At 44.7% G+C, this 10,794-nt stretch carries 9 protein-coding genes; 7 read left to right on the forward strand and 2 right to left on the reverse strand.

Translation table 11 applies throughout. The annotated features are described in order from the left end of the window. Nucleotides 1-4: 4 nt before the first annotated feature. Together LKD42_RS06615 and bioB are read right to left on the reverse strand one after the other, a co-directional pair. On the reverse strand, nucleotides 5-550 hold the full coding sequence (locus LKD42_RS06615; protein WP_022118471.1) for a biotin transporter BioY: 546 nt from the start codon (nucleotides 548-550) through the stop codon (nucleotides 5-7). Nucleotides 551-672: 122 nt separating this feature from the next. After that, nucleotides 673-1,644: a biotin synthase BioB gene (gene bioB, locus LKD42_RS06620; protein ID WP_022118470.1), complete on the reverse strand. Its 972-nt coding sequence runs from the start codon at nucleotides 1,642-1,644 to the stop codon at nucleotides 673-675. A gap of 357 nt (nucleotides 1,645-2,001) precedes the next feature. Here bioB and LKD42_RS06625 point away from each other — a divergent pair, with 357 nt between their 5' ends. From LKD42_RS06625 to LKD42_RS06655, 7 genes are all read left to right on the forward strand, one after another. Further along, nucleotides 2,002-2,505 (forward strand): NUDIX hydrolase, encoded by a 504-nt coding sequence (locus LKD42_RS06625; RefSeq protein ID WP_147632728.1) that lies wholly within the window; start codon nucleotides 2,002-2,004, stop codon nucleotides 2,503-2,505. A gap of 80 nt (nucleotides 2,506-2,585) precedes the next feature. Further along, nucleotides 2,586-5,771 (forward strand): fibronectin type III domain-containing protein, encoded by a 3,186-nt coding sequence (locus LKD42_RS06630; RefSeq protein WP_248835189.1) that lies wholly within the window; start codon nucleotides 2,586-2,588, stop codon nucleotides 5,769-5,771. Between the two features lie 73 nt (nucleotides 5,772-5,844). Further along, entirely contained in the window at nucleotides 5,845-7,146 is a 1,302-nt protein-coding gene (locus LKD42_RS06635) for an MATE family efflux transporter (protein WP_248835190.1), read from the forward strand. A 127-nt stretch (nucleotides 7,147-7,273) separates the two neighbouring features. Beyond that, nucleotides 7,274-8,101, forward strand: coding sequence for a TrmH family RNA methyltransferase (locus LKD42_RS06640; protein ID WP_248835191.1), 828 nt, complete (start codon nucleotides 7,274-7,276; stop codon nucleotides 8,099-8,101). Between the two features lie 3 nt (nucleotides 8,102-8,104). Continuing rightward, on the forward strand, nucleotides 8,105-9,463 hold the full coding sequence (locus LKD42_RS06645; RefSeq protein ID WP_248835192.1) for an MATE family efflux transporter: 1,359 nt from the start codon (nucleotides 8,105-8,107) through the stop codon (nucleotides 9,461-9,463). Beyond that, nucleotides 9,450-9,857 carry a PAS domain-containing protein gene (locus LKD42_RS06650; protein WP_022118534.1) on the forward strand — a complete coding sequence of 136 codons (408 nt, stop codon included), beginning with the start codon at nucleotides 9,450-9,452 and terminating at the stop codon, nucleotides 9,855-9,857. The genes LKD42_RS06645 and LKD42_RS06650 overlap by 14 nt, the downstream gene beginning before the upstream one ends. 167 nt (nucleotides 9,858-10,024) lie before the next feature. Then, nucleotides 10,025-10,468, forward strand: coding sequence for an SseB family protein (locus tag LKD42_RS06655; RefSeq protein WP_022118535.1), 444 nt, complete (start codon nucleotides 10,025-10,027; stop codon nucleotides 10,466-10,468). The last annotated feature ends 326 nt before the right edge of the window (nucleotides 10,469-10,794 follow it).

Genomic DNA, 10,794 nt, shown 5'->3' on the forward strand with positions numbered 1-10,794 from the left:
TTTTTTAGCGGATTCTTTTTTTAATCTCCGGTCCGAGGAGCATGGCAATAACCATTTTGATCAGGTCGGCCGGGATAAAAGGAATCACACATACCGTCAGTGCGGCACCAACGGTGTAGCTGGCACTGATACAGAACCAGGCAGTTCCGAAAGCGTAGCATACAGCCGTTCCGACGATCATGCCGAGCAGCTGGAGCCAGCGATTATGGCATTTGTCGATCACCAGTCCGGCGATCACTGCCATGGCGATAAAACCGATGATGTAGCCACCGGTAGGACCGGCAAGCTTGCCGATTCCGCCTGTGAACCCGGAGAATACCGGAACGCCGACCAGACCGATCAACAGATAGACCAGATAACTGATCGTGCCGCGTTTCCATCCGAGCAGATATAAAGAAAGATAAATAGCAAGGTTTGTGAAAGAAATCGGAACCGGACCGATCGGAATGGACAGCGGAGCTAAAATACAGGTCACAGCTGTCATCAGTGCGGTGACGGTCATTTCGTAAGTTTTACTGTGCTGCGAGGCAGCAGTTTTTGTAACGTTCATTTGAAAAGTTCTCCTTGTAATATATTTCCATGATTTCACGATTTAAGAATATCTCTGCAATTCGCCGGAGGCTGTATCAGACAGAGTCAGGTCACTTCATATCGGATGTAAAGTACGAAAAATCATGCAGATTCAATTTCATAAGTAAATCCGGCATCGGTGATCGTTTTGATGGTATCTTGGATGCCCTGACCGCCGGCAGTAAGATATCCGGAAGCAAAGATAGAATCCACGACACTGAGCAGTTTCTTTTCCTCTCCTTTGAAGTAGACTTCTCTGCCGGCAGCACAGCGGATGTCGGACTTCGGTACGAGTAGTCTTGCAAGGCAGAGGACTTTCATGCAATATTCCGTTGTCAAGCCGGAAATATCTGCATCCCCAAGCGGTGTGCCCTTGATCGGCAGCAGAAAATTGATTGGCAAAGCCTCCGGCTGGATCTCACGCAGCTCCAGAAGCATATCCACGACGTCCTCTTTGCTTTCACCCATACCGATGATACCGCCGCTGCAGATCTCAAATCCCAGCCCCTGAAGCATGCGGATGTTTGCCACACGCTGCTCAAACGTATGAGTTGTGCAGATGTTGTGATAGTACGCACGGCTGCTGTTCAGATTGTGGTTGATGCGGTCAAGACCGGCATCCTTGAGCATTTTCGCCTGCTTTTCCGTCAGAAATCCGATGGAACAGCAAAGGTGTGTTCCCTGTTCTTTCATTTTACGGATGCGGCGGGCGAGCTCTTCAATCTCGGCATCGGTAAATTTCATGCCGCTAAGGCCGATGCAGTGTCTGGATAAATGATGTTCATTTACAAAATCATTGTCGTGATAGAGCTTTTCCTCATCTACCCACTTGTATTTCTCAATATCCGCTTTGGAACGGCAGGACTGGGCACAGTAGGCACAATCCTGGGAACAGTTGCCGCTGCGGGCATTTGTCAGAATGTGAATGCTGACGCGGTTGCCTTTGTATTTCCGGCGAAGTCCCTCCGCACGGGCGATCAGATCATCGAGTTTTTCATCCGGTGTATCCAGGATGGCGATGGCATCCTCACGGGAGAGGATCGGATCATCCTGATCATAAAAATTTGGGTTCATGATGTTACCTTCCTTGTAAAATTCTTGTAACAATGTAACATGAGAAAAAAAGATTGTCAACCTGAAAATTAAGAAGGTTGACAATTAAAAAACAGTGTAAAAAAGAAAATCTCTGTGGAATAAAAATGTTCTGCGGAGATTTTTTATGTTTGCAAAGCTTACGATGCAATGCTATCATAAAAGAGACAGGAGAGTATATCAGATGGGAGATGACTCTCGCCTCTGCAGGCGGTGAGCAACAAGCTTGTATCAGTGGCGGGAGTCAATCTCCCATCTAATATAGCCTCCGGCGGATTGCAGAGGTGCACAGAAGAATACCGGAAGAATGTTTGAATAAAACAGCAGGAGATAAAAGAAATGGAATTATGGGATATATACGATAAAAATAAAAAACCAACCGGACGCACGATGAAACGAAACGACTGGCACTTAAAAGACGGAGAATATCATCTGACAGTGCTTGGCGTTGTGGCAAGAGAAGACGGCACTTTTCTGATCACAAAGCGTGTGATGACAAAAGCATGGGCACCTGGCTGGTGGGAAGTATCCGGAGGTGCAGCACAGGCCGGAGAAGCTTCTTACGATGCCGTTCTGCGTGAAGTAAAAGAAGAGACCGGGCTTGATGTAAGCAATGCCCAGGGCGGTTATCTGTTCACTTATAAAAGAGAAAACCCGGGCGAAGGGGACAATTATTTTGTGGATGTCTATCGTTTTGTGATGGATATTTCAGATGAAGATCTGAAACTTCAGACAGAAGAGACGGATGGATATATGTTTGCGACGAAAGAGCAGATCAAAGCATTTGCGGCAGAAGGAAAATTCCTGCATTATGACAGTATTAAGCAGGCTTTTGAATTTTGACAGCCGACCTTGCAGAATACAGACAGGGTGATTTGGATCCTTATAATGAATGCAGAATGATGGATGCAGAAAGGAGAAAAATGAAAAAGCGAATGAAAAAGGTTATGGTACTTTTGATGGCAGCGGCACTGGCGGTTCCGGGACAGAGTCTGGCGGGTGCAGCAAAGATGGCTGTCGTAAATGCACAGGAGCAGGAGACGAAAGCAGTTGAGCTTCAGAGTGAATATTTCAATATGGCAAGCCGTTATGAGAAGGTTGTGTACAGCAAAGCAGATCATGGCTTTTATCTGGTAAAAAAAGGTGATCCTTTTTATTCAAATCAGCAGAAATTTGAAGTTTCTTTTTATGATATTGACAGCAATTCTTATGAGCAGAAAACGACCATTTTACGGGCAGAAGACAGTTTTGTGAATGACGAAGGAATCTATTATATAAAAACAGAAAACAAAAGGCTGGCAAATGCCATTGAACAAAATGGGAAAACGTATAGGTATGACTGCAATGCCACGCTGTATGAATATGTTTTTGAAACAGGGGAAACAAAAGAAATCACGCTGGACAGCATGAAAAGCACCGCGAATTTCTCAGGGTTTATCAATGCACTTGGCGTAGATAAAAAGGGAAGGATCTATGTGGCCAATGCCAGCGATGATCTTTGCCTGTACGACAGCACCGGAAAATCTCTGGCAACAGCACCGTATGAAGGAAGCATTTTACAGTTTTACGGATTTGATACGGTCAGCGGCAATTTTTATTACAGAGGAACTTATAACTGGAGATACTGGGGAAACGATCATGACATGGCGTCTTTAATGGCAGGAAATGTCGGTGAGGACAATACACTTCATCTGCCGGAGGCAAATCTGATGATGTTGTATCAGTCTTATTTCTATGAGAGAAATAAACCGGCAGAGATGTTAAATGATAAATATCTGGCAGTGCTCAATACCTTACAGAGTCCGAACGCCATTACGATTCTGGATTCCAACAGCTATGATTACAACGATCACACGGAGCAAAGTACGGTGATCAATATCATTGACAGCAGTGTTTCGGTTTCTTCTCTGAATATTGCAAACAAAGATGCGATCAAATTTGTGGCACTTGCGGGAAAATCAACCTACAAAAATAATTTTGATGTCAGCAGTTACGGAACCAGATGTGCTTTGAGTGAAGATGAAAAGAGCATTTATGTCAAGACAGATACAAACACGCTCACGCAGTATTCCATGGAAGATAGAAAGAAAAAAGTGGACATCGTTACCGAGCATCCGGTCTACAGTTTCTGGGTGGATGGTGATATATGCCGTGTTGTAGAAAAAGAAGAGGATCAGTTTTATCTTGAAACATTGGATCTGAAAATCCCGACAACTTTTGAAGTGCAGGCACCAGAGTCCATGAAGGTATCTGAGAGCGACAAGCTGATCTGTACAACAGAAGGTTCCTGCAAAATGGATTACACTTATGAATCCTCGGATCCGAACATAGTAAGTGTGGATGAAACAGGAGGTCTCAATGCCTGGAAAGCAGGAACAGCGACCATCACGATCACAGCAGAAACGATAGGCGTTACAAAACAGGTCACGATCACGGTGGATGGTTCACAGTACGAAGATGCAGAAGTGTTTTCAAAGGTAAACCTGGAGGGAGCAGCATCCGACAACATTCATCTGCCGCATTATTCTTCTTATTATGGAAGTACCACGAAGTCTTATCTGGCACAGACAGCAGACGGCGGATATCAGCGTGCAGAATATATCAATGATAAGATCGTGGTTGAGACTTACGACAGCAAACTGAATCTGGTCTCTTCTAAAAATGTTGCGGCAGAACTTCCGATTTTTGGTGGGATCTATATTGGCGAAAATTATAATTATGCAGTTTTTGGACAGATGAACAAAGAAGAATCGGATGAGTGTGAAGTATTCCGTTTCGTGAAATATGATAAGAACTGGAATCGCCTTGCACAGTGCAGTGTTAAAGGAGCCAACACCTACATTCCATTTGATGCTGGCGGTCTCAGCATGACGGAAACAGACGGCAAACTTTATATCCACACCTGCCACGAAATGTATCAGTCGGACGACGGATATCATCATCAGGCAAACTGCAGTTTTGTGGTCAATGAAGAAGATATGACACTTGTGGATTCTTATACAGGAGTCATGAATCTGGGAGAAGGTTATGTCAGCCATTCTTTCATGCAGCTGATCAGAACGGACGGAGAATACATTTACCGTGTGGATCTCGGAGATGCTTATCCAAGAGGCATTGCATTTACCATGACCAAGACCGGTGACAAACTGCAAGATCCGAGTCTGTACGGCAGTCTTTTCACAATCGATGGAAATACAGGCTATAATTATACTGGATATTCTCTGACTGGTCTGGAACTGTCAGAAGAATATTATCTGGTTGCAGGTCTTGGTGTCGAAAAACTGAATGATGATCAGAAAAATATATTTATAAGCAGTTCGAGAAAAGCGGAACCTTCCGGAAACAGAACCTGGATCACCAACTATGTAAATGGTGCAGACGTTGATGTTACCACGCCAAAACTGGTTAAGATCACGAAAAATCAGTTCCTGCTGATGTGGGAAGAAAAAGCATCCGGAAAACAGAACTACACCACAAAAATGATGCTGATGAATGCAGACGGAAGCAGGACAAGTAAGGTATATTCCGCACCGCTTGCCCTGTCAGAATGTCAGCCGATCTGTGATACAGACGGAAACGTCGTATGGTATGTCACAGACAACGGCAAACCGGTGATAATCAAGATCAATCCATACTGCCTTGAAGAGGTAAGCAAAGAAACCGGCGGAAGTCTGGAAGAGAATACCGGCGGAAACAATGGCGGAAATACCGGAGGCAATACCGGCGGAAACACCGGAGGTAATATTTCCTGGGGTGATGGTGATATCGACTGGGATTGGGGATTTGATCCAAAACCGGACAATTCAGACACAGATAAAACAGAGAATACTCAGACAAAGCCGCAGAAGACGATAAAAGTCGGCAAGCCAAAGATTACCTTAAAGAGATCTAAAACGAAGATTCAGGTTCAGTTTAAAAAAGTAAAAAATGCGAAGAAATATCAGATTCAGTATGCGACCAACAAGAAATTTAAAAAAGCAAAATCCAAAACGACCACAAAACTGAAATATACGATCAAAGGTTTAAAGAAAAATAAGAAGTATTATGTCCGTGTACGAGGCGTGAACGGAAAGAAAAAAGGAAGCTGGTCAGCAGTAAAAAAGAAATAGTGAGCAGTAAAGAAGGAAGGTTTTTGTTTTGAAAAGCAGTAAATATGAAATTGATATGTGCAATGGAAGTATCATGGACAAATTAATTTCGTTTTCACTCCCGCTGATGTTATCCGGTATTCTGCAGCTGATGTTCAATGCAGTGGACATCATCGTAGTGGGAAGATTCAGTGGGAAACAGGCATTGGCGGCGGTTGGTTCAACCACCGCCCTGATCAATGTTTTCACCAATCTTTTTATTGGTATTTCGCTTGGGGCAAATGTACTGGCGGCAAGGTTTTATGCGATGGGCAAATCAAAAGAAATGTCGGAAACAGTACATACTTCGATCACGCTGGCGATGGTCAGCGGTGTGATCATGGCATTTGTCGGTGTTCTATTTGCGAGAGGTGCACTGGAATTGATGGGAACGCCGGATGATGTCATTGATCAGTCTACGCTGTATATGCGGATTTATTTTATGGGCATGCCGTTTTTTATGCTCTATAACTACGGGGCGGCGATCCTTCGAGCGATCGGAGATACGAAGCGGCCGCTTCTTTTTCTGATCATCTCCGGACTGATCAACGCAGCATTGAATATGCTGCTCGTTATTTACTGTCATATGGCAGTGGAAGGCGTGGCGATCGCTACGGTGATCTCACAGCTGATCTCCTGTATCCTGGTATTATGGTGCCTGTATAAATCGGAAGGCAGCTACCAGCTCCGTTTTTCAAAACTGCAGATCAAAGGCGTTTATCTGAAGCAGATTTTTCAGGTCGGAATCCCGGCAGGGATCCAGAGCATGATCATCAATTTTTCTAACGTACTTTTGCAGTCATCGGTCAATTCCTTTGGTTCTACCGCCATGGCAGGTTATACGGCGGCCAATAATATACTGGGATTTCTCTATGCGGCAGTCAATTCGATCACGCAGGCATGCATGAGTTTCACAAGCCAGAATTATGGTGTCGGCAAATACAAACGTATGGATAAAGTGTTGATCGACTGCCTGATCCTGACGGTTGTTGTTGCCGGAGTGCTTGGATGCGGTTCTTATCTTCTCGGATCGGAGATTCTTCGGATTTACACAGAAGAAGAGAAAGTTATCCGCTGCGGAATGGAAATTTTATCGATCACGACTGTGCCGTATTTTTTGTGCGGTATCATGGATCTGTTTCCGGGAGCACTCAGAGGCATGGGCTATTCTGCCGTACCGATGATCCTTTCGATTATCGGTACCGTAGGTATGCGAGTGGTATGGATTTTTGGAATCTTTCCGCATCATCGTTCTTTGTATGTGCTGTTTATTTCGTATCCGGGTTCCTGGCTGTTCACGATCATTATGCAGGTGATCTGCTTTTATTTTGTAAGGAAAAAGATACATCAGATGTGAGAAAACTCCCATCTGATATAGCCTCCGGCAGATTGCAGAGGTGCACAGAAGAATATATCATGCGATCCATGACGTGCACCCCGCAGCAAGAATGTCGGAGCCATTCTTGATAAAGGAGACCGCAAAATTGTCAGATATCATAGAAATTACGGATTTTGAAGATCCGAAACTGGACGTATATGCAAGAACAAAAGAAATCCAGCTTTTAAACCGTGCAAATCCAGAAGACGGGATTTTTATTGCAGAAAGTCCGAAAGTAGTGGAGCGGGCACTGGATGCGGGGTACGAGCCGATTTCTATTCTGGTGGAAAAGAGACACGTCGAAGGAGAAGCAAAACAGATCATAAAACGTTGCGGGCAGATCCCGGTGTATACGGCAGAATTTGATGTGCTCACAAAGATCACCGGTTTTAAACTGACGCGTGGCATGCTCTGTGCGATGCATCGCCGGAAATTTCCGTCCATGAGGGAAATCTGTGAAAATGCAAAACGCATTGCGGTGCTGGAAGAAGTGGTCAATCCGACTAATATCGGGGCGATTTTTCGCTCAGCGGCAGCAATGCACATGAATGCGGTTCTGCTGACACCGGCATGCAGCAATCCACTTTACCGGCGGGCGATCCGCGTCAGTATGGGGACAGTTTTCCAGATTCCGTGGACTTTTGTGGATAACTCCGTTTCCTGGCCGGAAGGCGGGATTCAGCTTTTACACAAAATGGGATTTAAAATGGCGGCACTTGCCTTAAGCGGTGATTCGATCCGCATCGATGATCCGCTTTTGCAGAAAGAAGAAAAGCTTGCTATCCTCCTTGGAACAGAAGGAGACGGTCTGACATCCCGGACGATCGCAGACTGCGATTACACCGTCAAAATACCGATGTCGCATGGCGTGGATTCTTTAAATGTGGCAGCTGCAAGTGCCGTAGCATTCTGGCAGCTGAGAAAAGAAAAGTAAGAAATGGGAAAACAGAGGAAAACAAAAAATATAGATCTGACGGTCGGAAACATCACCTCGAGCCTGTGGAAATTTGCGGTTCCGCTGATGCTTGGAAATGTGCTTCAGCAGCTCTACAACCTGGTCGATACCTGGGTGGTCGGTCATTATATCGGAGATAATGCACTGGCAGCCGTCGGTTCGTCTTACACGTTAATGACCTTCTTGACATCGATCGTCATCGGGCTTTGTCTTGGAAGCAGTGCATTTTTATCGATGGCTTATGGCAAAAAAAATCAGGATCTGATCCGAAACGGCATTTTTATTTCTGCGGTTATGATCGGCTCACTGGCGGTAATCCTGACCGGGATCATTTATATCTGGATGAATCCGATGATCCGTCTGCTTCAGGTGCCGCAGGAAACGACAGCGGCGATGCGGGAATATCTTTTTTATGTCTTTATCGGATTTTTTGCCACTTTTTTATATAATTATGTTGCAAACGTACTGCGTGGAATCGGAAATTCCGTCACACCGCTTTTTTTCCTTGGAATTTCCGTGATCTTAAATATTTTTCTGGATTTATACTTTGTGCTGGTTCTGCACATGGGGATCAAAGGTGCGGCCGTTGCGACCGTGATCGCACAGTATGTTTCCGGAGTCGGTATTCTGCTGTATTTTCTGATGCGTTATCCGGAATACCATATCAGCAGAAAAGATATGAAATGGAACCGTGAAAACTTAAAACAGATCATGTCACTTTCCGGTTTTACCTGTCTGCAGCAGTCCGTGATGAATTTCGGTATTCTGGTCGTGCAGGGAATTGTCAACAGCTTCGGAGCGACCGTTATGGCAGCATTTGCCGTGGCAGTCAAGATCGACACGATCGCATATATGCCGGTCGGTGATTTCGGAAATGCATTTTCCGTCTTTGTAGCCCAGAACTACGGAGCCGGCAAGAAAGAACGTATCCGTCAGGGGATCCGCCAGTCAGTGATCAGCGTGATCCTGTTCTGCATTGTGATCAGCTGCGGTGTCTTTGTTCTGGCACAGCCGCTGATGCAGCTGTTTGTTTCCGAGACGAGCAGGGAGATCATTGCAGTCGGCGTGCAGTATTTAAGAATCGAAGGAGCCTGTTATGTTGGAATCGGCCTTTTGTTTATGCTCTATGGCTATTACCGTGCTGTGAACCGCCCGAACATGTCGGTGGTGCTCACGGTCATTTCCCTTGGAACAAGAGTGCTGCTGTCTTACACCCTCTCCAAAATCTCGTGGCTTGGTGTGACAGGAATCTGGGTATCCATTCCGATCGGATGGTTCCTTGCGGATGCGGTGGGGATTCTGGTGTATCTGCGTAGCAGGAGATTGGATGAGAAAGGATGATATTATGGAATTAGGGGCATATTTTAAAAGTATTATCGATCAGGATCGTGCAGCTGTTGTGATCTGCAGCCTGGATCACAAAATCATTTATATGAATCCGGCGGCAGCTGCCAATTATCATAAGTATGGCGGAGCAGAATTGCTTGGCAAAAGCCTTCTGGACTGCCACGGGGCACATTCCAACGAAAGAATCAAAGAAGTCGTTGCATGGTTTGCCAAAAGCGAAGAAAACAATCTCATATATACATCTCATAATGAAAAACAGAACAAAGATGTATATATGGTGGCACTTCGTGATGCAGATAAAAAACTGATCGGATATTATGAGAAACATGAATATCGCAATAAAGAAAACATGGAAAAGTATCATATGACTTCAAAGTCAGAAGTCTGAAAATGCAGGAATTGCAGGCAGAATATATCAAATGTAAGATGACTTCCGCCTCCGTAGACGGCGAGTAACAAGTTTGTATCAGTGGCGGGATTCAATCGCCTATCTGATTTGATATAAGCATTGGTGGATTGCAAATATCCGCTTGGCACAGATGAAAAGAGGAATATATGGCAGATCATAAAAATAAAAAACAGAACGAAACAGTCGATGCCGGACTGTGTGGAAACGAAAAAATAGAAGAAGCCATCGCGGCACTTCAGCAGGAACCGACACAGGAAATGCTGGCACATACCCTGACGGTAATCCGCAGGCGTATGCAGGAAAACGGACAGTTTATCGTGGCAGTAGAACCGCCGACCGGAGACGGTCAGATTCGGGTGCAGGCGATAAAGACCGCTGACGGAAAAGCGTGGTGGGCAGCATTTACAAGCTTTGAAGAAGAATTAAAAGGCGGCGGAAGCGTAAAATCCACCTTCCTGGCAAATATCGATAAATTGTTTGCATCCGCTCTGACCGTACCGGAAATCGCAGGAGTCATCATCAATCCATGGAACAGGACGATCCAGCTGGATAAAAACCTGATCCAGATCATAGAAGGTGCGAAAAGATAACCGGATGACAAGATTAAGAGCTGCAGAATGGTTTCTGTGGGAGTGTAAAATAAAGTGTGTAAGTTGAGAAAATAAAATTTCAAAGCTTACGCACTTTGTTTTACACTCCCCAACTTCCAATTTTCATTTTTTCAAATTGCTCATAAAGCCAGAAATTGCAGATATGAGCCAACCCAATCCAATAACAATTAAAGCAATTTTCCATCCTATACCATTATCAAATACAAAGATATGGTCCTATGTCAAGATTGGTCCTATGTCAAGATTTAGTACAAGTTAAAATGAGAAATTTCTCCCCATTTTAACCTGCCAGAAGCTCAGCCTCA

Source organism: Hominisplanchenecus faecis (assembly GCF_020687205.1).
GTDB classification, from domain to species: domain Bacteria; phylum Bacillota; class Clostridia; order Lachnospirales; family Lachnospiraceae; genus Hominisplanchenecus; species Hominisplanchenecus faecis.

What these genes read in the sequence shown, in the direction of transcription:
- LKD42_RS06615 (WP_022118471.1), bottom strand. Translation starts at nt 550, where the DNA reads ATGAACGTTACAAAAACTGCTGCCTCGCAGCACAGTAAAACTTACGAA.
- bioB (WP_022118470.1), bottom strand. Translation starts at nt 1,644, where the DNA reads ATGAACCCAAATTTTTATGATCAGGATGATCCGATCCTCTCCCGTGAG.
- LKD42_RS06625 (WP_147632728.1), top strand. Translation starts at nt 2,002, where the DNA reads ATGGAATTATGGGATATATACGATAAAAATAAAAAACCAACCGGACGC.
- LKD42_RS06630 (WP_248835189.1), top strand. Translation starts at nt 2,586, where the DNA reads ATGAAAAAGCGAATGAAAAAGGTTATGGTACTTTTGATGGCAGCGGCA.
- LKD42_RS06635 (WP_248835190.1), top strand. Translation starts at nt 5,845, where the DNA reads ATGGACAAATTAATTTCGTTTTCACTCCCGCTGATGTTATCCGGTATT.
- LKD42_RS06645 (WP_248835192.1), top strand. Translation starts at nt 8,105, where the DNA reads ATGGGAAAACAGAGGAAAACAAAAAATATAGATCTGACGGTCGGAAAC.
- LKD42_RS06650 (WP_022118534.1), top strand. Translation starts at nt 9,450, where the DNA reads ATGAGAAAGGATGATATTATGGAATTAGGGGCATATTTTAAAAGTATT.
- LKD42_RS06655 (WP_022118535.1), top strand. Translation starts at nt 10,025, where the DNA reads ATGGCAGATCATAAAAATAAAAAACAGAACGAAACAGTCGATGCCGGA.